Origin of the sequence: Pseudomonas sp. NPDC089554, from assembly GCF_050280645.1 — a bacterium.
In the GTDB taxonomy this organism is placed as follows: domain Bacteria; phylum Pseudomonadota; class Gammaproteobacteria; order Pseudomonadales; family Pseudomonadaceae; genus Aquipseudomonas.
Genome location: NZ_JBNNVR010000021.1, coordinates 41,528 through 65,647, shown reverse-complemented (window position 1 = coordinate 65,647; position 24,120 = coordinate 41,528). Strand labels below are relative to the sequence as shown.

24 protein-coding genes and 1 pseudogene are annotated in these 24,120 nt (G+C 65.7%); 8 read left to right on the top strand and 17 right to left on the bottom strand.

All coding sequences use genetic code 11. From position 1 onward, the window contains the following. Positions 1-85: 85 nt before the first annotated feature. The 5 genes from ACQKPE_RS09400 to ACQKPE_RS09380 all read right to left on the bottom strand — a co-directional run bounded on the left by ACQKPE_RS09400 (position 86) and on the right by ACQKPE_RS09380 (position 5,145). Positions 86-898, bottom strand: a complete 813-nt coding sequence (locus ACQKPE_RS09400; protein ID WP_427665201.1) for a metal ABC transporter permease — start codon at positions 896-898, stop codon at positions 86-88. Beyond that, positions 895-1,755: a metal ABC transporter permease gene (locus ACQKPE_RS09395; protein WP_427665199.1), complete on the bottom strand. Its 861-nt coding sequence runs from the start codon at positions 1,753-1,755 to the stop codon at positions 895-897. The genes ACQKPE_RS09400 and ACQKPE_RS09395 overlap by 4 nt, the downstream gene beginning before the upstream one ends. Then, positions 1,752-2,639 carry a manganese/iron ABC transporter ATP-binding protein gene (locus tag ACQKPE_RS09390; protein ID WP_427665197.1) on the bottom strand — a complete coding sequence of 296 codons (888 nt, stop codon included), beginning with the start codon at positions 2,637-2,639 and terminating at the stop codon, positions 1,752-1,754. Before ACQKPE_RS09390 ends, ACQKPE_RS09395 begins: the two co-directional genes overlap by 4 nt. Continuing rightward, positions 2,636-3,547: a metal ABC transporter substrate-binding protein gene (locus ACQKPE_RS09385; protein ID WP_427665195.1), complete on the bottom strand. Its 912-nt coding sequence runs from the start codon at positions 3,545-3,547 to the stop codon at positions 2,636-2,638. The genes ACQKPE_RS09390 and ACQKPE_RS09385 overlap by 4 nt, the downstream gene beginning before the upstream one ends. A gap of 116 nt (positions 3,548-3,663) precedes the next feature. Then, positions 3,664-5,145, bottom strand: coding sequence for a methylenetetrahydrofolate reductase C-terminal domain-containing protein (locus tag ACQKPE_RS09380; RefSeq protein ID WP_427665193.1), 1,482 nt, complete (start codon positions 5,143-5,145; stop codon positions 3,664-3,666). A gap of 213 nt (positions 5,146-5,358) precedes the next feature. On the opposite strand from ACQKPE_RS09380, the pseudogene ACQKPE_RS09375 reads away from it, so the two are divergent. Further along, positions 5,359-6,234 (top strand): annotated as a pseudogene (locus ACQKPE_RS09375) (5-methyltetrahydropteroyltriglutamate--homocysteine S-methyltransferase); the annotation flags it as partial. A gap of 123 nt (positions 6,235-6,357) precedes the next feature. Here the strand turns inward: ACQKPE_RS09375 and ACQKPE_RS09370 are convergent. From ACQKPE_RS09370 to ACQKPE_RS09360, 3 genes are all read right to left on the bottom strand, one after another. After that, entirely contained in the window at positions 6,358-7,536 is a 1,179-nt protein-coding gene (locus ACQKPE_RS09370) for an acetyl-CoA C-acetyltransferase (protein WP_427665191.1), read from the bottom strand. A gap of 105 nt (positions 7,537-7,641) precedes the next feature. After that, on the bottom strand, positions 7,642-9,027 hold the full coding sequence (locus ACQKPE_RS09365) for an ATP-binding protein (protein WP_427665189.1): 1,386 nt from the start codon (positions 9,025-9,027) through the stop codon (positions 7,642-7,644). Next, on the bottom strand, positions 9,024-9,689 hold the full coding sequence (locus ACQKPE_RS09360; RefSeq protein WP_427665187.1) for a response regulator: 666 nt from the start codon (positions 9,687-9,689) through the stop codon (positions 9,024-9,026). Before ACQKPE_RS09360 ends, ACQKPE_RS09365 begins: the two co-directional genes overlap by 4 nt. Positions 9,690-9,835: 146 nt before the next feature. Here ACQKPE_RS09360 and ACQKPE_RS09355 point away from each other — a divergent pair, with 146 nt between their 5' ends. The 3 genes from ACQKPE_RS09355 to ACQKPE_RS09345 are packed head-to-tail and all read left to right on the top strand — an operon-like array spanning position 9,836 to position 12,327. Then, complete coding sequence (locus ACQKPE_RS09355; protein ID WP_427665185.1) at positions 9,836-10,102, top strand: PepSY domain-containing protein; 267 nt, start codon at positions 9,836-9,838, stop codon at positions 10,100-10,102. 5 nt (positions 10,103-10,107) lie between these two features. Next, positions 10,108-10,638: a cytochrome b/b6 domain-containing protein gene (locus ACQKPE_RS09350; protein WP_427665183.1), complete on the top strand. Its 531-nt coding sequence runs from the start codon at positions 10,108-10,110 to the stop codon at positions 10,636-10,638. 15 nt (positions 10,639-10,653) lie between these two features. After that, on the top strand, positions 10,654-12,327 hold the full coding sequence (locus tag ACQKPE_RS09345) for a phosphoethanolamine transferase (RefSeq protein ID WP_427665181.1): 1,674 nt from the start codon (positions 10,654-10,656) through the stop codon (positions 12,325-12,327). Positions 12,328-12,330: 3 nt separating this feature from the next. On the opposite strand, the gene ACQKPE_RS09340 is transcribed toward ACQKPE_RS09345, so the two are convergent. The 4 genes from ACQKPE_RS09340 to ACQKPE_RS09325 are packed head-to-tail and all read right to left on the bottom strand — an operon-like array spanning position 12,331 to position 16,499. Continuing rightward, positions 12,331-13,449: an agmatine deiminase family protein gene (locus ACQKPE_RS09340; RefSeq protein WP_427665179.1), complete on the bottom strand. Its 1,119-nt coding sequence runs from the start codon at positions 13,447-13,449 to the stop codon at positions 12,331-12,333. 4 nt (positions 13,450-13,453) lie between these two features. After that, a complete protein-coding gene (locus ACQKPE_RS09335; RefSeq protein WP_427665177.1) occupies positions 13,454-14,548 on the bottom strand; it encodes an extracellular solute-binding protein in 1,095 nt (364 codons plus the stop codon). A 2-nt stretch (positions 14,549-14,550) separates the two neighbouring features. Further along, complete coding sequence (gene aguB / locus ACQKPE_RS09330) at positions 14,551-15,447, bottom strand: N-carbamoylputrescine amidase (RefSeq protein ID WP_427665175.1); 897 nt, start codon at positions 15,445-15,447, stop codon at positions 14,551-14,553. Beyond that, complete coding sequence (locus ACQKPE_RS09325; protein WP_427665173.1) at positions 15,444-16,499, bottom strand: agmatine deiminase family protein; 1,056 nt, start codon at positions 16,497-16,499, stop codon at positions 15,444-15,446. The genes aguB and ACQKPE_RS09325 overlap by 4 nt, the downstream gene beginning before the upstream one ends. Before the next feature lie 136 nt (positions 16,500-16,635). Between ACQKPE_RS09325 and ACQKPE_RS09320 the strand changes: the two genes are divergently transcribed. The 4 genes from ACQKPE_RS09320 (at position 16,636) to ACQKPE_RS09305 (ending at position 20,663) form a co-directional block, all read left to right on the top strand. After that, the gene (locus ACQKPE_RS09320; RefSeq protein ID WP_427665171.1) at positions 16,636-17,493 is read left to right on the top strand and encodes a LysR substrate-binding domain-containing protein; all 858 of its coding nucleotides are present in this window, start codon (positions 16,636-16,638) and stop codon (positions 17,491-17,493) included. Between the two features lie 119 nt (positions 17,494-17,612). Continuing rightward, entirely contained in the window at positions 17,613-18,824 is a 1,212-nt protein-coding gene (gene fabV / locus ACQKPE_RS09315; protein WP_427665169.1) for an enoyl-ACP reductase FabV, read from the top strand. Between the two features lie 155 nt (positions 18,825-18,979). Further along, the gene (locus ACQKPE_RS09310) at positions 18,980-19,666 is read left to right on the top strand and encodes an N-acetyltransferase (protein WP_427665167.1); all 687 of its coding nucleotides are present in this window, start codon (positions 18,980-18,982) and stop codon (positions 19,664-19,666) included. An 88-nt stretch (positions 19,667-19,754) separates the two neighbouring features. Continuing rightward, positions 19,755-20,663: an alpha/beta hydrolase family protein gene (locus ACQKPE_RS09305; protein ID WP_427665165.1), complete on the top strand. Its 909-nt coding sequence runs from the start codon at positions 19,755-19,757 to the stop codon at positions 20,661-20,663. Between the two features lie 19 nt (positions 20,664-20,682). Here ACQKPE_RS09305 and chrA read toward each other — a convergent pair whose 3' ends face one another. The 5 genes from chrA to ACQKPE_RS09280 all read right to left on the bottom strand — a co-directional run bounded on the left by chrA (position 20,683) and on the right by ACQKPE_RS09280 (position 24,051). Continuing rightward, a complete protein-coding gene (gene chrA, locus ACQKPE_RS09300; RefSeq protein WP_427665163.1) occupies positions 20,683-21,987 on the bottom strand; it encodes a chromate efflux transporter in 1,305 nt (434 codons plus the stop codon). A gap of 97 nt (positions 21,988-22,084) precedes the next feature. Beyond that, positions 22,085-22,426, bottom strand: coding sequence for a HopJ type III effector protein (locus ACQKPE_RS09295; RefSeq protein ID WP_427665161.1), 342 nt, complete (start codon positions 22,424-22,426; stop codon positions 22,085-22,087). Next, positions 22,419-22,715, bottom strand: a complete 297-nt coding sequence (locus ACQKPE_RS09290; RefSeq protein WP_427665159.1) for a DUF1244 domain-containing protein — start codon at positions 22,713-22,715, stop codon at positions 22,419-22,421. Before ACQKPE_RS09290 ends, ACQKPE_RS09295 begins: the two co-directional genes overlap by 8 nt. A gap of 9 nt (positions 22,716-22,724) precedes the next feature. Continuing rightward, positions 22,725-23,417 (bottom strand): dihydromonapterin reductase, encoded by a 693-nt coding sequence (gene folM / locus ACQKPE_RS09285; protein ID WP_427665157.1) that lies wholly within the window; start codon positions 23,415-23,417, stop codon positions 22,725-22,727. Positions 23,418-23,490: 73 nt separating this feature from the next. Next, the gene (locus tag ACQKPE_RS09280; protein WP_427665155.1) at positions 23,491-24,051 is read right to left on the bottom strand and encodes an antibiotic biosynthesis monooxygenase; all 561 of its coding nucleotides are present in this window, start codon (positions 24,049-24,051) and stop codon (positions 23,491-23,493) included. Positions 24,052-24,120: the final 69 nt, after the last annotated feature.

Genomic DNA, 24,120 nt, shown 5'->3' with positions numbered 1-24,120 from the left:
GGCAAGCCCGCTCCTACAGGTTCAGTGAAGTACCTGTAGGAGCGGGCTTGCCCGCGAAGAGGTCGGTAATGTCGTACAGCAACATCTACCCACGCCGCGCCCGTGACGTCAGCAACAACGCCACGATGAACAGCCCCGCCAGCACCAACACGATGGTCGGGGCTGGTGCGCTGTCGAGGAAGAACGACAGGTACACCCCCAAAAACGCCGACCCCACCGACACCCCCGTAGCCACCCACAGCATCGCGCCGAAACGCCGGGTGAGCAGGGCTGCGATAGCGCCGGGTGAAATCAGCAGGGCAATCGCCAAAATGATGCCTGCCGCCTTCAGCGCCCCCACCACCGCCAGGGAAATCAGGCACAGCAGGCCATAGTGCAGCAGCCCCACACGCAGGCCGATGGCGCTGGCCTGCACCGGGTCGAAGGTGTGCAGCATGAAGTCCTTCCATTTCAGCGCCAGCACCCCGCTGATCAGCGCGGCAATGGCGCCCGAGAGCAGGATGTCCTCGGCGTTGGCGCCGAGAATGTCGCCGAACAGGATGTGGTCCAGGTGCACATCGGACTGGATCTTCACGTACAGCACCAACCCCAGCCCGAACATGCCCGCATACACCACGCCCATGACCGTGTCCTGCTTGATGCGGCTGTTGGCTTGCAGGTAGCCGGTACCGACCGCGCAGAACAGGCCGGCGGCAAAGGCGCCGATGGCGAACGGGATGTTGAGGATGTAGGCGATCACCACACCGGGAAACACCGCGTGGGAAATGGCGTCGCCCAGCAGCGCCCAGCCCTTGAGCACCAGGTAGCACGACAGCAGCGCCATGGGCACGGCGATGATCATGGCGATCAGCATGGCATTGACCATGAAGTCGAAGTGAAACGGCTCGAGCAGGTTCATGCGCTGGCCTCCAGCGCCTGGCGGGCGCGGCGGCGGGCGGCGAGCACGCCGTGCTTGGGTGCCCACACGAAGGCGATCAGGAACAGCGCCGTTTGCAGCACCACGATCACCCCGCCAGTGGCGCCGTCGAGGTAGTAGCTGAGGTAGGTGCCGACGAAGCAGGTGAGGCTGCCGATGGCCACGGCGATCATCAGCAGCCGTGGGAAACGGTCGCTGAGCAGGTAGGCCGTGGCGCCGGGGGTGATGACCAGGCAGATCACCAAAAACGCCCCTACGGTCTGCAAGGCGGCCACGGTGCAGGCCGACAGCAGGGTGAAGAAGGTGACCTTGAGCAGGGTAGGGTTCAGGCCGGTGAAGCGGGCGTGGTCCTCGTCGAAGAAGGTCACCATCAAGTCACGCCACTTGAGCAGCAGCACCGCCCACGACACCAGCGCAATCAGCACCAGCTGCAGGGTGTCGCCGGGGGTGATGGCGAGGATGTTGCCCAGCACGATGGTCTGGATGTTCACCGAGGTGGGCGACAGCGACACCATGAACAGGCCCAGGCCGAAGAACGAGGTGAAGATCAGCCCGATGATCACATCCTCCTTGAGCTTGCTGCGCTGGTTGAGCAACAGCATGGCCGCCGAGGCCAGGCCGCCGGCGAAGAACGCGCCGATCGAGAACGGCAGGCCGATCATGTAGGCACCGGCCACGCCCGGCACGATCGAGTGCGACAGCGCATCGCCGATCAGCGACCAGCCCTTGAGCATCAGGTAACACGACAAAAAGGCGCATACCCCGCCAACCAGCGACGACACCCACAGGGCATTGCGCATGTAGCCGTAGGCAAAGGGTTCGAGCAGCAGTTCGATCATGGCGTGCCCTCGTTGTCGGCCTCGCCCTCGCGCCGCGCCGGGATGCCATTGCGCAGGATCAACGGGCGTTCGTCATCGCTGAATACGCCCACTGGCTGACGCGTGGCCTCGCCCGGTTGCAGTAGCGCGAAGTGGCGCAATACGCCGCCGAAGGCCAGCTCCAGGTTGGCCTGGGTGAACACTTCGTCGGTGGGGCCATGGGCGAGGATGGTGCGTTTGATCAGCACCACGCGGTCGCAGAACTCTGGCACCGAGCCCAGGTTGTGGGTGGAGACCAGGATGATCCGGCCTTCTGCACGCAGCTCGCGCAGCAGGTGGATGATCTGGTCTTCGGTCTTTACGTCCACCCCGGTGAACGGCTCGTCGAGCAGAATCACGCGGCTGTCCTGGGCCAGCGAGCGGGCCAGGAATACGCGTTTTTTCTGCCCGCCGGAAAGCTCGCCGATCTGCCGTTTGCGCAGCTCGCCCAGGTCCACCCGTGCCAGTGCGTCATCCACCGCCTGGTGGTCGGCCTTGCGCGGGATGCGCAGCGGGCCCATGTGGCCGTAGCGGCCCATCATCACCACGTCCTCTACCAGCACCGGGAAATTCCAGTCCACCTCTTCGGTTTGCGGCACGTAGGCGGTGCTGTGGCGCTTGAGGGCGTCGCGGGCGGGCAGGCCGAGCACCTGGATGCTGCCGGTGGCGAGCTTCACCAGGCCCATGATGGCCTTGAACAGCGTCGACTTGCCCGAGCCGTTCACCCCCACCAGCGCGGTGATGGTGCCGGTGGGAATGTGAAAGCTCGCCGCATGCAGTGCGGTGTGACCGTTGCGGTAGGTGACGGTGGCGTTGTCGACGACGATGCCGGCCTCGGGGTTGTCCAGTGCAGGCCACTGCCTCATTGCGCAGCCCCTTGGGCCAGGCCCTTGGCGATGGTTTCGCAGGTGACGCGCAACAGGTCGAGGTAGGTAGGCACCGGGCCGTCGGCACCGCTCAGCGAGTCGACGTAGAGCACGCCGCCATAGTGAGCGTTGGTTTCGGCGGCCACCTGGCGAGCCGGTTTGTCGGAGATGGTGCTTTCACTGAACACCACAGGAATATCGTTGGCGCGCACTGTGTCGATCACCTTGCGCACCTGTTGCGGCGTGCCTTGCTGGTCGGCGTTGATCGGCCACAGGTACAGCTCCTTCAGGCCGAAGTCGCGGGCCAGGTAGGAAAACGCCCCTTCGCTGCTGACCAGCCAGCGGCGTGCTTGTGGGATGTTTTCCAGTTGTGCGCGAATGGGCGCGATTTCCGCTTCCAGGCGCGCCTTGTAGGCTTCGGCATTGCGGGTGTAGGTGGCGGCATTGGCCGGGTCGTGGCGCACCAGGGCATCGCGGATGTTATCCACATAGCGCTGTGCGTCACGCGGCGACATCCAGGCGTGCGGGTTGGGTTTGCCGCTGTAGGGGCCTTCGCCGATGCTCATCGGCTCGATGCCCTCGGACACCACCGCACTGGGCACATCCTTCAGGCGCTGGAAGAACTTCTCGAACCACAGCTCCAGGTTCAGGCCATTCCACAGCACCAGTTGCGCGCCCTGGGCGCGGCGCAGGTCGCCGGGAGTGGGGGCGTAGTTGTGGATTTCTGCACCAGGCTTGGTGATCGACTCCACCACGGCGGCATCGCCCGCCACATTGCGGGCCATGTCGGCGATGACCGTGAAGGTGGTGACTACCTTGAATTTTTCCTGGGCGCTGGCGGGCAGCGTGCACAGCAATGAAAGGGCCAGGGCGGCCAGCAGGGTGCGAGGGGCAGCGAGGTTGAACATAAGGCCTTCCAGATGCATGCAATGGCTTGCGATCGATGGGTGTTGGCTATGTTCACGGTAAGGCTAGCCGACTCTTGGTGAACGGGTGGTCGGCTTGTGTGCGGTGCAGGGCCGCACTATGACAAATACGTCTGCTGGGCACAATCCTGGGGCTTGTCCGTCGCACTGGGTGCAAACCAGCGCGGCCATGAACTCTGGTGACGACCAGTGACGTCCACGCTGGGAATCAAGCGCTCGGTCAGCACCGCCGCCTGGCCCACCGACACCGCCGTGCGGTACTTGCGGCTGTGAATGCATTCGCGGTCGCCGAACTCGCAGCGGTTCAGCTGGGTGCCGCCGCAGGGGCCATTGGCCAGGCCCTTGGGGCAGGTTTCCGGGCAGATGTAGAGTGTGTCTTGCAGGCGGCATTGGCCGCAGGTGTCGCAGCCTACCAGTGGGCGTTTGACGCTGCGCTCCACCCGGTGCAGCAGTTTCGCAGCGCCCGGGCTCGTCCACAGTGGGCGGCGCACCGCCCAGCCGAAGGCCTTGCTGAGCAGGGTGTCGCGGTTGAACAGGTGGTGGTGCGTTGCGGCGAACAGGTGGTAGCGGGCCTTTTCCTTGAGTGTCGCCTGTACCTGGCGCTGGCCTTGTTGCCAGGCATGCGCGGGTGGGTGGAAGGTCACCGGGGGTACCTCGGGCAACTGCCAGGCCGCGCTCCAGGCCACCTGCCATTGTTCCTGGTTTTCGATACGTGGCAGCCAGTGTTCCAAGGCGTGCTCCAGGGCTTCGAACTGCGCCTGCTCGTGCACCCCGGACAGGTTGATGCCGGCATAGCCGAGCAGGCGCAGGCCGATCACCTGCAAGGCCAGGCGCTGGGTGGCGCGGTCCTTGGCGTAGGCCTTGGATACCTGCGCTTCGGCTGCCAGCAGTGCGCGCATGCTGGGGCTCAGGGTGACGCCTGCGACATGCTCGAGCATCGCCGCGCGGCCCTCGGTGAGCGCCATGATGCAGGCGAGCATGGGCTTGGGGCTGTGCTGGCGCTGCATCCAGGCCATGGCCTCGCGGTATTTCTGGAAGTCGAAGCCCAGTTGCAGGATGAAGAAATCGGCGCCAGCGGCGAGTTTCTTCTCGGCCTTGAAGTACTGCGCGCCGCCTTCTTCCTCACGGTACTTGAACGGGTTGAGCGCGGCGCCCAGCAGCCAGTTGGGGCGGGCTTCGCGCACCAGCTGCAAGGCGGCCACCGACTCCAGGTAACGCACCGGGCGCTGGCCGGGGATGTGGCCGGGCAGGCGGTCGCCGGTGAGCTGCAGCAATTGCTCGAGGCCGGCGGCGTCCATGCGTGGCAGCTGCGCGAGCAGGTCCTGACGTTCGCGGTCCTTGCCGGAGAAGTGCAGCAGGGTGGGCACGGGGGTGGCGAATGTGTTGCTGGCATCCAGCGGCGACAGGTCCAGCGCGCTGCCCACGCGGTCGGCGATCGATACCGCCAGCGGCCAGCCGCACAGCTGGGTGCGGGCCATGATCGCTTCGAGGTTGGCCAAGCGCTGTGTGCCGGGTTTGGGGACGAACTCCATGACGCAGACGAAGGTGCGGTCGTGCAGTGCGTTTTTCAGCGGGGTCATGGGTGGGGTACCAAGGGTGGGCAGGGTGGCATTGTGAGGGTGATGGGTGGGGGGCGCTTGTCCGAATGCGCAGGAAAATGACTCGGATGAGACATTTCTGCGAACCGTGATCATGAAAGAAACTTGAGTTGCTCTCAAATTCTATGAGTTTGTGTCACGCGACCAGCATGTCCAGAATTCCCAGTTACGAATTTTCCATCGGAGCAGTAGGACATGGCGCTGGCACACAACCTGGGTTTCCCCCGCATCGGTCGCGACCGGGAACTGCGCGCAGCCTGCTGGCAGGGGCAGAAAGACGCGGGTATCGAGTTGCTGCCCGTGGGGGATTTCGCCTGGCGCGAACACCTCCTGACCCCTCGGTTCGACAGCGCCCACTTCGCCCCCGGCCTCACTGCCGAGCAACCGCTGGCCCTGGGCTGGGAGCAACTGCTCGCGGACGTCGAAGAAGCCAGGGCCCTGGGCCACGCAGTGAAGCCGGTGGTGATCGGCCCACTGACCCACCTGTGGCTGGGCAAGGGCCAGGGCGCGGGGCTCGAGGCGCTGGAGTGGGTCGACTGCCTGCTGGCGCAGTACGACGAAATCTTCAACCGCCTGGCAGCCCAGGGCGTTGAGTGGGTGCAGATCGACGAGCCGATCCTGGTACAGGACCTGCCGCAAGAATGGAAGAATGCCTACGAGCGCGTGTACAACATCCTGCAACGTGCGCCACTGAAGAAGTTGCTTGCCACCTATTTCGGCGGCCTGGAAGGCAACCTTGGCCTGGCCGCCAACCTGCCGGTCGATGGCCTGCATATCGACCTGGTGTGTGCCCCGCAACAGTACCCGACCACCCTCGACCGCCTGCCGGCGTACAAGGTGCTTTCGCTGGGCTTGGTCGATGGTCGTGACGGGCAGGCGTGCGACCAGGACAACGCCCTGGCCGTGCTACGCCATGCGGCCGAGCGCCTGGGTGATCGCCTGTGGGTCGCGCCGTCCTGCCCCTTGCACAGTGCCCATGAAGCGCCGCTCGACGCCCTGCAGAAGTGCCAGGAAGTGGCTGCGCTGGTCAGCGCCATCAATGCCCTGAACGTTCGACAGGCCGCCGCAGCCTGAAACGCCGCAGGGCAAGTCGTATCGCCGCACCGCCGCGTCCAGGTCAGCGTTCTCCGTCAGAACACCTGTAACGCAGTGGTGCGGCGATACGACTTGCCCCGCGACGGGGTCAAGCCCGGATCAACGCTCGATGGCCAGCGCCACGCCTTGGCCGCCGCCGATGCACAAGGTGGCCAGGCCTTTCTTGGCATCACGCTTGATCATCTCGTGCAGCAGGGTCACCAGCACACGGCAGCCGGATGCACCGATGGGGTGGCCGAGGGCGATGGCGCCGCCGTTGACGTTCACTCGCGAAGCATCCCATTCCAGGTCCTTGCCCACGGCCAGGGACTGGGCGGCGAAGGCCTCGTTGGCTTCCACCAGGTCCAGTTCGGCGAACTGCCAACCGGCCTTGCTCAGGCAGCGCTGGGTGGCAGACACCGGGCCGATGCCCATGATCGCCGGGTCAACGCCAGCGCTGGCGTAGGCTGCGATCTTGGCCAGTACCGGCAGGCCCAGGGCCTTGGCCTTCTCGACGCTCATCAGCAGTACCGCAGCGGCGCCGTCGTTCAGGCTGGAGGCGTTGCCGGCGGTGACGCTGCCGTCTTTCTTGAAGGCTGGGCGCAGTTTGCCCAGGGATTCGGCAGTGGTGCCGGGGCGCGGTTGTTCGTCGGTGTCGAACACCAGCGGCTCGCCTTTTTTCTGCGGGATGTGGATCGGGGTGATCTCATCCTTGAAGCGGCCTGCCTCGATGGCGGCCACGGCCTTGCGCTGAGACTCGGCGGCGAAGGCGTCCTGCTGTTCACGGGTGATGCCGTACTTGTCCACCAGGTTCTCGGCGGTGATGCCCATGTGGTAGTCGTTGAAGGCGTCCCACAGGCCGTCGGTGATCATGCTGTCGACCAACTGGCCGTGGCCCATGCGCTGGCCGGTGCGGGCCGACGGCAGTACGTAGGGGGCCAGGCTCATGTTCTCCTGGCCACCGGCGATCACCACCTCGGCATCGCCGCAACGAATGGCCTGGGCGGCCAGGTGCAGGGCCTTGAGGCCCGAGCCGCAGACTTTGTTCAGGGTCAGGGCCGGTACGGCATGGGGTAGGCCGGCTTTAACGGCGGCTTGGCGTGCAGGGTTCTGGCCGGCGCCAGCGGTGAGCACCTGGCCGAGGATCACCTCGTCGACTTGCGCGGGGTCAAGGCCGGTCTGTGCCAGCAGTTGCTTGATCACCGCAGCGCCCAGGTCGACGGCCGAGATGTTGGCCAGCGAGCCCTGGAAGGTGCCGATGGCGGTGCGGGTGGCGGCGACGATGGCGACTTCGTTCATTGTTGTTCTCCGAGAGGCGAGCGTTATCGCCACAGCATCCCCGCACGACGCTCATTTGAGAAGTTTGTTTTTCTTTGTGATTGATCGGGTTTATAAATGAATGGCTCAGGCTTCGGCCAGGTGTGCCAAGGGCTTGGGGGCGCAAGCCGGGAGCTGTAGGCGTACGGCGAAACCGCCGCTGGTGCGGTTGGAGCATTCCAGGGTGCCGCCCAACTGCTCGACCACCAGCGCCACGATGGCCAGGCCCAAGCCTGCGCCGTCAGGGTTGTTGGCGCTGTAGAAGCGGTCGCTCAAACGCTCCAGGTGAGCAGGGGGCACGCCTGGGCCTTGGTCGAGTACCTGGAGGGTCAGGCAGCTTTCCTGCTGGCGCAGTTCAAGGGTGATTTCGCCGCCGGGTGGGCTGAAATGCAGCGCGTTGCCGACCAGGTTCTGCAACATCACGGTAATCGCGGCAGGGTCGGCGTACAGGTGGCTGGGGCCGTCGGCATCCAGCACCAGCTCGACCTGGCGGCGCAGGGCCAGGGGCGTCAGCACGGCCAGTTCTTCGCGTGCCAGGGCATCCAGGCGCACCTGTTGGCGGGTCTGGGTCAGTGGCTCCAGGCGCGCCATGGTCAGCATCTGGCTGGCCAGGCGGGTGGCGCGGGCCACGCCATGCTCGAGGAAGGCCAGGGCCTCGTCGCGGCTGCTGTCGTCGGTGGCGCGGCGGGCATTGCTGGCGTGGATGGCCAGCACCGTCAGGGGCGTGCGCAGCTCGTGGGCGGCATCGGCGATGAAGCGGCGTTCGCGTTCGAGCAGGCGCTTGAGTTGCAGCAATTGGTGGTTGAGGGCGTGAGCCATGGGCGCCAGCTCCGGCGGTAGGCTGGCGGTGGTCAACGGCTCGAGGCTGTCGACCGGGCGGGCGCGTAGGTGGCGTGCCAGGCGTTGCAGGGGTTGCAGGCCCCAGCCGAGCAGCAGCCAGATGGCCAGGGCCAGCAGCGGGATGCCCACCAGGGCGGGAGCCAGGGCCTGGTCGGCGATGCGCTGGATCAGGTCCTGGCGCAGGTCGTCGCGCTCGCCCACCCAGATCAGCAGGCCGCGCTCGTGGTCCTCGAGCAGCACACCGCACCAGTCCTCGCCGTTGTACAGCAGGTCGTGGATGCCGGGAGCGGGCGGGGTATCCAGCTGGGGCGCGCGGGCCGAGCGCATCAGTAGCTGGCCGTCGCTGCGCCAGATCTGCACGTGCAGGTTGAGCTCGTAGGGGTGGCTGAACAGGCCGCTGCCGGTGGTGTCCATGGCCTGTTCCAGCGATGAGCGCACCGCTGCCCAGTCCTGCTCGGCGGGCATCTGCCGGAACAAGCCCTGGAGTACCCGCGCGGCCTGCACCAACTGGGCATCGTAGACGTTCTCGATTTCCCGGTGGTTGTCGCGCATGACGCTGAGCACCAGGCCTAGGCTGCCCATCAGCACCAACAGCAGGGTGGGTAGCAGGATGCGTGTACGGATGGCAGTCATGGTGTGTCCTCGATCAGGTAGCCGACCCCGCGCACCGTGCGGATCAAGCCGCTGTCGAGCTTGCGTCGCAGGTTGTGGATCAGCACTTCGAGGGTGTTGCCCGGCCCACTCTCGTGCCAGCCGTAGAGGGTGTCGGCCAGGCGCTCGCGGGTCAGCACCGTGCCCGGGCGGGCCAATAGTTGGTGCAGCAGCTGGAACTCCATGGGCGTGAGATTGACCGGTTGGCCGTGGTACAGCACTTCGTGGCGCGCCGGGTCGAGGCTGACGCCCGCCTGCTCCAGACGAGGCTGGGCGCGGCCCTGGCTGCGCCGCAGCAGGGCGCGGATGCGCGCCTTCAGTTCGTCGACGTCGAACGGTTTGACCAGGTAGTCGTCGGCGCCGGCATCCAGGCCTTCGATGCGGTCACGTGTGGCATCGCGGGCGGTGAGGATCAGCACCGGTACGTCGGCGTCGGGGCGTGCACGCAAGTCGCGCAGCAAGGCCAGGCCATCCCGGCGCGGTAGGCCGAGGTCGAGCAGGACCAGGTCGAAGCGCTCGTCGCGTAACGCGCAGCTGGCCTCCTGGCCATCGGCCAGCCAGTCCAGCGTATAGCCTTCGCCGCGCAGGGCATTGCGGATGCCCTGCGCCACGGCCCGATCGTCTTCCACCAGCAATACCCGCATGTCTGTCCCCCTGTCGAAGGCCGCATCATGGCGACCTTTGTGGCGCTTGCCAGTGGGTAAATGTAACCGCGGATGACCTGCTAAGCTGCCATTAAGCTTGGCAGCGCATCGTGCGGGTCCCTCTTCTCAACCGGAGCTCATTTGCCATGCGTATCCTCCTCGCTCTCGCCCTGATGCTGGGTAGCGCCAGCGCCTCCGCCGCCACCCAGTGCACCACCGCCGACCGCAGTACCTGGCAAGACCCGGATGCCTTCCAGGCCCAGCTCAAAGAGCAGGGCTACAAGATCAACAAGTTCAAGGTCACCAAGGGCAACTGCTACGAGATCTACGGCTTCGACAAGGATGGCCGCAAGGTCGAGATCTACCATGACCCGGTCAGCGGCAAGGCAGTGAAGACCGAAATCGAAGACTGACGCCCGTGGCCACGGTACGCCTGTGGGACCCGCTGCTGCGCGTGTGTCATTGGTCTTTCGCCCTGGTGTTCTTCGCCAACTACTTCATCAATGAAGAAGGCGAGGACTGGCACCAGTGGCTTGGCTACTACGCGGTCGGCTGCTTGCTGGTACGCCTGGTCTGGGGGTTCGTAGGGCCGCCCAGTGCGCGCTGGGCGGACTTCTGGCCCACCCCCGCGCGGCTGGCGGCTCACGCCCGGGCCTTGCTGCGTGGGCAATCCTTCCACCGTTTGGGGCACTCGCCGATCGGCGCGTTGGTGATGCTGCTGATGCTCAGCTGTATCGCCGGCCTGGGCCTGACGGGCTGGCTGTCGCAAGAGGTGGACGCCCTGTGGGGCGCCGACTGGCCGATGGACCTGCACAGCTTCCTGGCCGATGCGCTGCTGGCGCTGGTGTGCGTGCACCTGCTGGCCGCCGTGGTCGAAAGCCTGCGCCTGCGCGAGAACCTGCCGCTGTCGATGCTTACCGGACGCCGCCGCCTGCCTGACGACCACTGACCACGAGCCTTTCCCATGCTGATGTCCCTGTCTTTGCCGCGCCGAGGCACGCCCGGCGCGGCCTGGCTGCGCCTGTGCGCCCTGGCCAGCCTGAGCTGCCTGCTGTTGTTGGCCGACGATTTCATCCAGCAACTGTTCACCCCCAACAACCAGGCCGAGCTGGAAGGCGCCTGGGTGGCGGGCCTTTGGGTGTTCTGCCTGGCCTTGTGGCTATGCAACCTGCGTGTTGTGGTGGTGACGATCCTGTCGTTGTTCGCTGGCATGCAGCTGTTGCAGTTGGCCAATATCAGCTTCTTCGGCGAGCCGCTGAACGCCATCGATATCCGTGGCCTGGTGACCGAGCCGGGCGAGGTGTTCGGCGCAGCCCGGTACAGCCTGGGCGCGCACTGGACGGCAGGCCTGAGCGTCGTGTTGCCCTACGCCGCGCTGATTGCCCTGCACTGGCATTTGCCCGCACGCGTGCACCTGCCCGCCAGCCGCTGGGCGCTGGTGTTGATCGCCGTGGTGCTGCTGGCCAAGCCTTACCGCGCGACCTACCGCAACCTCGACGCGTTCGAGCCGGGGCCGTCGCGCAGTGGCCTGCATAACAGTCTGAATGCCTTCTCCGCCTGGGCCGTGCGCTTGGCCTTCAAACCCCACACGCCGCTGCCGCAAGCGCCCTTCATGCCCTACCGCCTCAGCCCGGTACCCAGCGGGGCGAAGCATGTATGGCTGGTGGTGGCCGACTCGCTGCGCAGCGAGCGCATGGGGCTGTATGGCTACGACCGGCAGACCACCCCACGCCTGGATGCCTACCTGGACGGCCACCCCAGTGCCCTGGTGCGCCCCGGTGTTTCGGCGGGAGTGGCCACCGACGTGAGCCTGCCCTACCTGCTCAACCCGATCCGCGAGCCGGGCCAGGACCACCTGCTGCGCGAGGGGCGGATCAACCTGTTCCGCTTTGCCCGCGAGGCGGGCATGCGCACGCACTGGATCTCCTCCCAGGAATCGCGACTGCTGGCGAACCTGGGCAGCCGTCACCTGGATGTGTCGATCACCCGCGAGGACCACCCGCTGCGTTTCCTCAAGCGCCAGGACCACGCGGTGCTCGACATCCTCGACCAGCAGCGTTTCGGCGCGCGCAACTTCGTCGTCCTCAACCTGCGCACCGCGCATCTGCCGTATGCGAGCAACTACCAGCACCAAGGCGCCGAAGTGCCTTGGCCAGACCAAGGGCCGCAGGCCAAGCACAATGCCTATGACAACTCGATCCACTACCTTGATGGCCTGCTCGATGAGGTGATTGCGCGTTTCGAGCGTCTGGAAGGAGAGCGCTACCTGGTGATAACCGGTGATCATGGCCAGCGCCTGGGTGAGGATGGCAAGTGGGGGCATAACGATTTGGTGCCGGAGGTCAGCGACGTGCCGGTGATCGTCATCAGCCGCGACGCTCCGGCCCAGGCCATGGAGGCCCTGGCGCCGGAGCGCTGGCTCAGCCACTACGAGATCGGCAAATGGCTGGCGGCACGGCTGGGCACGCGCATCGACAACCCCAACCTGCGCGACGGGGAGTATTTCGTGCATGGCAAGTTGCTGTTCAGCGACAACTTCATCCAGCCGGTGTGCGAGACGCCCCAGGGGTTGGTGCATTTGCTGCCGGTGCAACTGAGCCGCTGGCTGGAGGGCGGGGCGCGTGGTTGCGGTGCCTAGCCCTTATACCGCCGGGCAATGGCTGGTCACGCAGTGGATGCCCCCGCCACCCGCCGCGATGGCGTCGATGTCCAGCAGCACCACATCACGCTCCGGGTACAGCTCGGCCAGCAGTGCCCGGGCTTTTTCGTCTGCTGCGCGGTCACCGAACTGTGGGGCGATCACCGCACCATTGATGACGAAATAGTTGATGTAGCCCGCTGCGAAATCCGGGTTGTCGCGGTTGAACTTGCTCTTGCGCGGCTTGAGCGGCGGCGACACCGTGCGCACCTGCAAGGCGCGGCCATCGGCATCGGTGGCGTTCTTCAGAATCTCCAGGTGCGCCAGGGTCACCTTGTGGTCGTAGGATTCAGGATCGGTGTCGAGGTTGGCCAGCACCACGCCAGGGCGCACGAAGCGTGCGTAGAAATCCACATGCGCATCGGTGATGTCCTTGCCCTTGATGCCTGGCAACCAGATGATCTTGCGCAGCCCCAGGCGCGCCTTCAGCTCGGCCTCGACCTCGGCCTTGCTCCAGCCGGGGTTGCGGTTAGCGTTGACCCAGCAGCTTTCGGTCATCACCGCCGTGCCGTGGCCATCCACCTCGATACCGCCACCTTCGCCCACCAGTTCGCTGCGTTGGTAGGCCGCGTTGGCCCGTGTGGCAACCAGCCTTGCCAGCTTGGCATCGAAGCGGTGCTGTTGCTTGTTGCCCCAGCCGTTGAAGTTGAAATCCACCGCTGCCAGCTCGCCATCGTCGTCGACCACGAAGTTGGCGCCGATGTCGCGCATCCAGATGTCGTCCAGCTCGGTGACGATGAACGTGGTGTTGTGGCTGCCACAGTGTTCCTCGGCCAGGTCGCGTTCATCCTCGCGGCAGAAGACCGTGACTGGCTGGTAGTCGGCGATGGCCCGGGCGATACGCCCCAGCGCGGCTTGCACGTCGGCGGTGAAGTCTTCCCAGATGGCGTCCTGGGCGGCAAAAGCAAGGTAGGCGCGGGCCTGTTTCTCGCCCTCGTCGGGGATGAACCAGCGGCCCTCATCGGCGGCGCGGGCAATGCTCAGGGGCAAGCCGAGGCCGGCCACGGCGGCCAGGCCCCCGGCTACGCTGAGCTGTTGCAGGAAGGTACGGCGAGTGGGCATGGGGTCAGTCCTGTGCGGTCTTGAAGCGAGTCCAGACACGCATGCGGGCTCGCATGTCGGCCTGGGGAATGTCTTTGCCTGGGATCAACCGGGCATAGGTGGCGGCGTCGAGGTAGATGTCGGGGTTGTCGCGCATGCGTGGGTCCACGGCCGGGCGCGCCTTGGCGCTGGCGGTGGGGTAGCCGGTGAAGTTGCTGATCGCGGCCATGTTTTCCGGGCGCATGACGAAGTTGATGAAACGATAGGCGTAGTCCGGGTGGCGTGCGTCGGCGGGGATGGCCATGGTGTCCATCCACACCGTGGTGCCTTCGCGCGGCACGCGGTACTGGAAGTCGATGGCCTTGCCGGCCGCCTCGGCGGTGCGTTGGGCCTGGGTCACGTCGCCGCTGTAGCCCAGCGACAGGCAGGTGTTTTCGTTGACCAGCTCGGTCACCGGTTGCGACTGCAACTTGCGCACATACGGGCGGATGCCCTTGAGCAGCTCGCTGGCAGCGGCCAGGTCTTCGCGCTTGGCACTGCGCGGCTCGCGGCCCAGGTAATGGAGCACCACGGCGAGCACTTCATCGGGCGAGTCGATCATCGAGATGCCGCAGTCGGCGAACTTGGCCGCCAGCTCTGGCTTGAACAGCAGGTCGAGGCTGTTCAGCGGGGCATCGGGCATGCGTTGGCGGATCTTCTCGGCGTTGAAGGTCAGGCCGATGGTGCCCCAGGTGTAGGGCACCGTGGCCTGGCTGGCCTTGGGGTAGCGGTCGTGCAGTTGGCGCAAGCCAGGCTCGATATCGTCCAGTGCGTCGATGCGCGAGCGGTCGAGCGGTTGCAGGCTGCCGGCACGCACCAGGCGCTCGGCCACGGTGTCGCCGGGGAACACCAGGTCGTAGCCGCTGCGCCCGGACATCAGCTTGGCCTCAAGCACTTCGCTGCTGTCCATCACGTCGTAGATCACCGGGATGCCGGTTTCGGCGGTGAAACGCTTGAGGGTGTCTTCGGCGAAATAGTCGGCCCAGTTGTACAGGCGCAACGGCTCCTGTTCGGCGTGGGTGAGGCCTGCACAGAGGGCCAGGGCCAGGCAGGCGAGCGGTTTCGAATGACGGTTCGGCATGGTCAGGCCCTCGCGGGGTGAGGTGTGTGGCCGTCGAGGGTGAGCAGCGGCGCGTACAGGTCGGGGCGGCGATCGCGGTAGATGCCCCAGCTCAGGCGGTCCTCGCGCATGCGCGCCAGGTCCAGGTCGTGCAGCCACACGCCGCTGCTGTCGCGGTCGGCTTCGGCCAGCAATGCGCCTTTGTGGTCGCAGATGAACGACGAGCCGTAGAAGCGCATCGACAGGCTGTTGTCGCTGCCGGCCACTTCCTGACCGACGCGGTTGGCCGCGACCACCGGCAGCAGGTTGGCAGCGGCATGGCCACGCATGGCAACCTGCCAGTGGTCGCGTGAGTCCAGTTCGGCAGCGCCGGGTTCCGAGCCGATGGCAGTGGGGAACAGCAGCACCTCGGCGCCCAGCAGGGCCAGGCAACGCGCGGTTTCGGGGAACCACTGGTCCCAGCAGATGCCGATGCCCAGGCGGCCGAAGGCGGTGTCCCAGACCTTGAAGCCGGTGTCGCCGGGGCTGAAGTATTCCTTCTCCTGGTAGCCGATGGCGTTGGGGATATGCGCCTTGCGGTACAGGCCCAGCAGGCGGCCGTCGGCGTCGGCCACGGTGAGGGAGTTGTAGAAGGCGTTGCCGGTGCGCTCGTAGAAGCTCAGCGGCAACACCACGCCCAGCTCCCGCGCCAGGGCGGCGAAGCGTTGCAGCAGTGGGCCGTCTGGGTACTGCTGGGCCAGCGCCTGGTGGCTGTGGCACTGCTCGATGCAGAAGTAGGGCGTAGCGAACAGCTCCTGCAACAGGATCACCTGGGCACCAAGGGCTGCGGCCTGTCGCACCAGTTGCTCGGCGCGGTCGAGGTTGCCGGGCAGGTGCCAGTCGCAGGGCATCTGCGTGGTGGCGATGCGCAAGGTGCTCATGGGCGTGCCTCCTGCAGTGGCCAGGCCGGTTGCTGTTGGGTGATGCAATGGATGCCACCGCCGCCGTGGGCGATATGGTCGATACGCACCGGCACCACTTCGCGGTCGGGGAAGGCGTGGGCCAGCTGGCGTGCGGCGGCCTGGTCGGCGTCGATGCCGTAGGCCGGCATGATCACCGCGCCGTTGGCCAGGTAGAAGTTGGTGTACGAGGCGCAGAACACGTCGGCCTCGGGGTCTACGGCGGCGCTGGCTTCATACAGGTCGAGCAGCTCGAAGCGCCGACCCCGGGCGTCAGTGGCCAGTTCCAGGGCGCGGCGGTTCTCGCGTGCCACTTCGGCGTACACCGAGCTGTGGTCGTGGGTGGCATCCACCAGCAGCACGCCGGGGCGGGCGAAGGCGCACACGCCGTCCACATGGCCGTCGGTCATGTCGCCGGTGACGTATTGCGGGTCGCCGGGCAGCCAGAGGGTCTTGCGGATGCCCAGCAGGCGGGCGAAGCAGTCTTCGAAGTCGGCCTTGGTGATGCCGGGGTTGCGGTTGGGGTTGAGCAGCACCGATTCGGTGGTGATCAACGTGCCTTCGCCATCCACATGAATGGCCCCGCCTTCATTGCACAGGGGCGTGCTGAAGCCTTCCAGGCCCAGCTGGTCGAGGATACGTCGGCCCAGGCTGCGGTCCTTGGCATGCTCGGACTTGCCACCCCAGGCATTGAAGCGCCAGCTCAGCCCGGCCACGCCCAACTGCGGGTGGCAGAGGAAGGTCGGCCCGCTGTCGCGGCACCAGCTGTCGTCCACCGCCAGCTCCACCAGCTCGATGCCTGCGCCGCACAAGGCACGGGCGCTGGCCATGGCGGACGGGTCGACCACCATCTTCACCGGCTCGAAGCGGGCGATGGCCGTGGCCACCCGGGCATAGTCGCGCTGCACATCGGCCAGCGTCACGCGCCAGCCCGCCTCCCACAGCGCCTGGTTATGCGGCCAGATCATCCAGGTGGCGGCGTGGCGGGCCCATTCGGCAGGCATGCGCCAGCCGCTGTCGTTGGACAGGTGCATATTCGAACTCCGATCTATTAGGGATTTTTATCAACGAAGCCCGCCGTCGCGGGTGTTGGTGTTCATGCTATGGCTAGGAAGGCAGGCGAACAAACGATAGATTTAGCGCACTTCTGATTAGTTGAGCTTATCGGTAATGCTAAAACACTGGCCCCCACTCAACGCCCTGCGTGGCTTCGAAGCCGCCGCGCGCCTGGGCAGCTTCCACAAGGCCGCCGAGGCCTTGAACCTCACCCAGTCGGCGATCAGCCAGCAGGTGCGCAGCCTGGAGGGCTATCTGGAACAGCCGCTGTTCCACCGCAATGGCCGCAGCGTGGCGCTGACCGACGCCGGCCACGACCTGCTGAGCACCACCCAGGCCCTGTTGCAGCAACTGGCCGTGGGCATCCGTCGGCTCGACCAGTACCGCAAGCCCAACCAACTGGTGGTCAACACCACCCCGGCCTTCGCCCGCCACTGGCTGCTGCCGCGCCTGGCGGATTTCCACCAGCGCTGCCCGGAGGTAGACCTGTGGCTGTTCACCAGCTTCGAGGCGCCGGACATGGCCAGTGAAACCATCGACCTGGCCATTCGCGACGACATCGGCGCCCAGGCCGAATGCAGCTTCAGTGTGCTGCACCAGGACCAACTGTACCCCGCCTGCCACCCGGCGCTGCCCGAGGCCGGTCGTACCACCTTGCATGGCGAGCGGGAGATGGACTGGAGCCACTGGCAGGTGGAGGGGGGCGAGGATGTGGGGCAGCAAGGCAAGGGCTTGAACTTCTCCGACCCCGGCTTGCTGCTGGATGCGGCCGCCGAAGGGCTGGGCATCGCCCTGGTCAGCCAATTGCTGGCGCAACGGATGGTCGGCGAGGGGCGCTTGCAGCCGCTGTCGGCGCAGCGGGTGCGTGGCCCGAGCTGGGCTTGCCTGGTGCATTGGGAAAGCCAGGAAGACCCGTTGGCGCGGCAGTTCCTGGAGTGGTTGCGCGGGGCGCTACCCGCCTCGGGCATTTGAATCACCCCGCGCACCCCGTAATATGTGTCGGATAACTTCCAGGGGTAGTCTCACCCTCTAATTCAAATGGAATCGCCCCTGTGGCGCTTCCCCGGCATAAACCTGACGAGGTACAGACATTGGCCATCATTCATCCCAAGGTTCGCGGTTTCATCTGCACCACGACTCACCCGAAGGGCTGCGAGCTCAACGTCCGTGACCAGATCGAAGCCACCCGCAAGCTGGGCGTGCGCGAAGATGGTCCGAAGAAGGTCCTGGTGATCGGTGCGTCCAGCGGCTACGGCCTGGCGGCGCGCATTACCGCAGCGTTCGGCTTCAAGGCCGACACCCTGGGTGTGTTCTTCGAAAAGCCCGGCACCGAGACCAAGCCCGGCACCGCCGGCTGGTACAACGCTGCCGCCTTCGACAAGTTCGCCAAGGCCGAGGGCCTGTACAGCAAGTCGATCAACGGTGATGCGTTCTCCGACGAGGCCCGCGCCAAGGTCATCGAGCTGATCAAGAATGAGATGGGCGGCAAGGTCGACCTGGTCATCTACTCCCTGGCCTCGCCGGTGCGCAAGCTGCCGCAGACCGGTGAACTGATCCGTTCCGCCCTCAAGCCGATCGGCCAGCCGTACAAGTCGACCGCCATCGACACCAACAAGGACACCATCATCGAGGCCAGCATCGAGCCGGCCACCGAGCAGGAAATCGCCGACACCGTCACCGTCATGGGCGGCCAGGACTGGCAGCTGTGGATCGACGCCCTGAGCGGCGCCGACGTGCTGGCTGACGGTGCACGCACCGTGGCGTTCAGCTACATCGGCACCGAGATCACCTGGCCGATCTACTGGCACGGCGCTCTGGGCCAGGCCAAGCAGGACCTGGACGAAACCGCCCTGCGCCTGGACAAGAAACTGGCCGGTGAAATCAAGGGTGGCGCCAACGTGGCGGTGCTCAAGTCGGTGGTCACCCAGGCCAGTTCGGCCATTCCGGTGATGCCGCTGTACCTGTCGATGGTGTTCAAGATCATGCAGGAGAAGGGCGTCCACGAAGGCACCCAGGACCAGCTCGACCGCATGTTCCGCGACCGCATGTTCCGCACCGACGGCGCCCCGGCCGAGGTGGACGAGAAGGGCCGCCTGCGCCTGGATGACTGGGAACTGCGCGACGACGTGCAGGACGCCTGCAAGGCCATGTGGCCACAGGTGACCACCGAGAACCTGTTCGAGCTGACCGACTACGCCGGTTACAAGAAGCAGTTCCTCAACCTGTTCGGTTTCGAGCGCGCTGACGTCAATTACGACGAAGATGTGGCAACCGACGTACGGTTCGACTGCGTCGAGCTGTAAGCAAGCCCTTGACCCCACGACCGTTTCCAGCGGGCGTGGGGTTCCCGCCTAGGCTTGTTAACATTTTGAAATAAATACCTTGCTGGCCCTGTGCCAGTGGGTCGTTCTATACCGCAGCTATGGCCGGGCAATTTAGTCTGTGCCGGGGAGGCAGCATGCGGGTATTGCAAAAACTACAAGAACGGCTCCGTCAGAAAGGCTTCAAGCGCACTTTCAAGACCCTCTTCGAACGCTACGTGTTCTTCCATTGGGAGTTGCTGTGGATGGAGCGCGACCTGGTCAGCCCGGTGCCGCCCTACAGCCTCAAGGAACACCCCCCAGTCACCCTCGCAACCATTACCACCGCCAATGCCGACGCGTTCGCGCGCCATTTCGGCGACCGCGTCGAAACCATGCGTGAACTGGCCGCCGAGGGCCACACCGGGCACATGTACCTGGATGAACACGGCGACGCCGTGGCGTTCATCTGGGCCAGCGTGGTCGACTACCACGACAAGCATTACTACGGCTGCACCTTCCCGGTGAAACCGGGGGAGTTTTTCGAATTCGGCGGGGAAATGACCCGTCGCTTCTTTGGCTCGGAGCTGTCCGTCACTGCCCAAGTCGACCTGTGGAACACCATGCATGCCAAGGGCTGCCACAAGGTGGTGGACGTGGTCGAGACGCACAACGTGCCGGCCATGAAGCTGCACCTGCGCATGGGCTACCACGAGCAGGGTCGGGTGATGCATGTGTATGGGCTGTTCGGGCGCTGGAAGCTGTTCCGCGAAACCCGGTATGACGGGTCGCGCTTGGAGGTGCTGCGCAAGCCTGGAGTGGCGCGGGCGTTGCCGACGACTTGAGGCCAGTACAGCCGACTAAAATTTTTGCTAGCGTGGACGGACAACAAAATCCGTCCGCCTCCCGGCGCGACGTCGCAGGGAGCATGCCATGAGCAGCCTGACCCAGCCCGCCACCGCCTTTCGCCATACCACCGCCGACGGCTACGACCTCGGCGGTTTCCAGTGGCGCCACGCAGAACCCGACACCCAGCGCCCGCTGGTGATCATCAACGCAGCCACTTCTGTGCGCTGCCGCTACTACGCCCGCTTCGCCGACTACCTATTCGCTCAGGGCTGTGACGTGCTGACCTACGACTACCGCGGTATCGGCGAGTCGCGCCCCGCGTCGATGCGTGGCTTGCAGGCTTCATGGAGCGATTGGGGGCGGCTCGACTGCGAAGCCATGTTGCAATTGGCCGAGGCGCAGTTTCCCGGCCAGCCAATCGATGTAGTGGGCCACAGTTTCGGTGGTTGGGCGGTGGGCCTGGCGCCTTCGGCGGCGAAGGTGCGACGGCTGGTGACGGTAGGGGCGCAGTTCGCTTATTGGCGTGACTACGCGGCCGACCAGCGCTGGCGCCTCGTGGCCAAATGGCATGTACTGATGCCGCTGTTGACCCGACTATTCGGCTACTTTCCCGGCAAGCGCCTGGGCTGGCTGGAAGACACCCCGGCCGGCGTGGTGCGCGACTGGAGTGCGCCCAGCGCACGCTACGAACAGCGCCCCAGTGGTCGTTTACTCGCGGCGACCCCCTTCGCCCATGTGCAGGCCGCGACCCTGGCGATCACCCTTACCGACGACCCCTTCGCCACTGTCGCTGCCACCGACCGGCTGTTGGCCTACCTGGCGCATGCCGAACCCTGCCACCAGCGCCTGGCACCCGGAGATATCGGGGTGACGGAGGTGGGGCATTTCGCATTCTTCCACGACCGTTTTCGCGAGCAACTGTGGCCGATTGCGCTTGAGTGGTTGCAGCGAGGGGCGCTGTCGGCGCAAGTGCCGGGGCAGAGGGTCAAGTGATGGAGTGGCAGTACCGGCCTCAAACCCGATAGCCGTACATCACCACCAGCAACCCCGCCAACGCACAGACGATCAACACCTCCAGCACCCCACGGCGGAACACCATCAACCCCACCGACGCCACCAGCGCGATCACCACCGCCACCCAGTCGACCGTCACGCCAAACCCATGGGGCCAGAACACGTGGTAGGCGAAGAACAGCGCCAGGTTGAGGATCACCCCCACCACCGCCGCGCTGATGGCCGTGAGCGGTGCGCTAAAGCGCAACTGATGGCGGGTGCTTTCCACCAGCGGCGCGCCGATCAGGATGAACAGGAACGACGGCAGGAAGGTGAACCAGGTAACCAGGCAAGCGCCCAGGGCGCCGGCCAGAAAGGCATGCTCTGCGCCGAATTGCGCCTGTACGTAAGCGCCCACGAAGCCGACGAACGCCACCAGCATGATCAGCGGCCCCGGGGTGCTTTCGCCCAGGGCCAGGCCGTCGATCATCTGGGTTGGGGTCAGCCAGCCGTAGTGCAGCACCGCGCCCTGGTACACGTAGGGCAGCACCGCGTAGGCCCCGCCGAAGGTCAGCAGCGCAGCCTTGGTGAAGAACCAGGCCATCTGGGTGAAGGTGGCGTCCCAGCCGAACAGCAGGGTCAGGGCTGCCATCGGCAGGCACCACAGCGCCGCGCCACAGACCAGCAGCATCAGCAGGCGTGGCCAGCGAAAACGCGTATGCGCAGGGGCTTCGCTGTCGGGTTCGGTACGCGTGGGGCTCGCCACCTCGAACAGCCGCGGGCGCCAGCGCCCACCCAGGTAGCCCAGCATCGCCGCGCCCAAGACGATCAGCGGGAACGGCAGCCCCAGGCCGAACAAGGCGACGAACGCCGCCAGGGCGATGGCCCACAGCGCACTGTTACGCAGCACCCGCGAGCCGATGCGCCAGGCCGCCTGGGCGACGATGGCGGTGATGGCCGGCTTCAGGCCGTAGAACAACCCCGCCACCAGTGGTTGCTGGCCGTAGGCGATGTACACCCAGGAAAGGCCGATAAGGATGAACAGCGAGGGCAGGATGAACAGCGTGCCAGCCAGGATGCCGCCCCAGCTGCGGTGCATCAGCCAGCCGAGGTAGGTGGCCAGTTGCTGGGCCTCGGGGCCGGGCAGCAGCATGCAGTAGTTCAGGGCGTGGAGGAAGCGCGGCTCACTGAGCCAGCGGCGGCGCTCGACGATTTCCCGGTGCATCAGGGCGATCTGCCCGGCGGGGCCGCCGAAGCCTATGAAGCCGAGCTTGAGCCAGAAAAGCAGGGCTTGGCGCAATGGAACTGAAGCAGTGTGTGGCATGCAGGCAGTTCCACTGGGTCGTGAGGAGAGGGAGGCCAGATCCGAGTCAGTTAACGCACCATCACTTAATTGGGGCCGCTGCGCGGCCCCACCGGTCTCAAGCGTTACGCACCAGTGGCTGGCCGACGAACTTCACACCTGCCAGGCCATGGCGGATCAACGCCCGGATATTGCCATGGTCACTGCCCTCAGGCGTGGCCAGCACGCTGCGGTAGTGCTCGCCGAAGGCCAGCAGGGCCTCCTCGTCGCTCAGACCTTCCAGCAGGGCCAGGCCCAGGGTCTTGCACGAGCCTTCGTTCTGCCCGGCTGCGTTTTCCACGCCGCCGTTGTTGAAAGCCTGGGGCTGGTACTGGTAATTCGCGGCAATGAACGCCAGGGTGTCGGCGAAGACGTGCTCGCCGCTGGCAAGGCTCTGGCGCAGGGTATTCAGGTCAGTCACGGGGCTTTCCTTGGTCGAACGCCGCTTGTTGCTCGGCGCTGGCTTCTTTCTGGTATTGGGCTTTCCACTCGGCGTAGGGCATGCCGTACACCGCCTCGCGGGCGTCGTCCAGGCTCAGGTCGAGCTGACGCTCGTCGGCGGCGGCCTTGTACCACTTGGACAGGCAATTGCGGCAGAAGCCGGAGAGGTTCATCAGGTCGATGTTCTGCACGTCGGTACGCTTTTGCAGGTGGTCGACCAGGCGCCGGAACGCGGCGGCTTCGAGTTCGAGCTGTTGTTGCGGGGTCATGGGCTTCTCTCAGGTCATGCGGTTCTTCAGGTGGCGGCCACCATTGATGACCACCTGGCTGCCGGTGCTGTACTGGCTGTCGAGCAGGAACATCACCGCCTCGATCAGCGGCTGGGCACCCGGTTCGAACTCCAGCAGGGCCTTTTTCAGGGTCTGCTGGCGGTAGGCCTCGTCGCCATCTTCCTTGAGGATCAGCAGGCCCGGCAGGATACCGTTGACGCGCACCTTCGGCGCGTACTTTTCGGCGAACGACAGCACCATGTTCTGCAACGCGGCCTTGGTTGCGGCATAGCCGATGTGGCTCTTGCTGCCGCGCGAGGAGGTTTCGTCGCAGATATGGATGATATCGGCCTTGTCCAGCTTGGCCAGCTGCGCGCCCAGGGCCAGGTTCAGGTGGTAGGGTGCCTCGACGTGCAGGCGGAACATGGTGTCGAGGTTGCACAGGTTGTCGTCGAGCCACAGCGAGGCGTTGTGGATGATCGCGCGCAAGCCGTCGTAGTGCTGCTTGAGGTGCTCCACCAAGGCCCGGCGGTCATCCTCCAGGCACAGGTCGGCCTGGAACTGGACGATGTTCGGGTGCGCCGCCTCGGGGCGGATGCTGCGGCTGGCGCTGACGACCGTGTGGCCAGCATTGGCCAGCGCCAGTGCCAGGGCCAGCCCGACACGCTGGCTGGCTCCGGTGATGAGGATGGGGCTGTTCATGTTCGGGCGGTCAACTTGTTCGTGCAGTGATGCCCCAGCATACCCGAACTGTTTCCCTCTTGCGTGGCTGGCCTCAGCGGCTGCGCAGGCCGCGCGGCGTGTCGTCGGCAGGGTTCAGCCAGGGAGCCAGCAAGCGGGTGGACAGCGGGATGAACCAGTAGACCATCAACGGCGTCAGGGCCAGGGTGCTGAGCAATACGCGGGGAAGTAGGTCAAGGGCTGACAGCCAGTGGCCGAACAGCAGGTTGAACAGCAGCGACACCGGGAAGAACGCCAGCCAGATGGCCGTGGCCTGCTTCCAGCGCGGCGGTTTTTGCACCGTTTCGGTGCCGAACCAGTCGTCCAGGCCCGTTACGCGGCGCTCCCTAGGGCGCTCGAACAGGCCGTCGCCGCGTTGCAGCCAGGCGCGCCGCGAGGCGGAATGCTCCCAGGCCTGCACGGTGGCTTCGTCGGTGAAGCGGAAGATGATCTGGAATTCGTCGCCATCGGCCGGTGGTGCGAGGATGCCCGAGCCCAGGTAGCCGGGGAAGTCGGTAGCCAGTTGCTCGCCTTCGTGCAGCCAGGCCAGCAGGTCCTGGAAACGGCCACGGGCGGCGCGGCGTGACACCATCAGGGTGACGGGTGGGGTAGACATCGTGTATCTCCTTACGACGGGGCTGGCGGGTAGCTGGCCCCTTTGACTTGTGCCCGGGGTGGTGGGCGA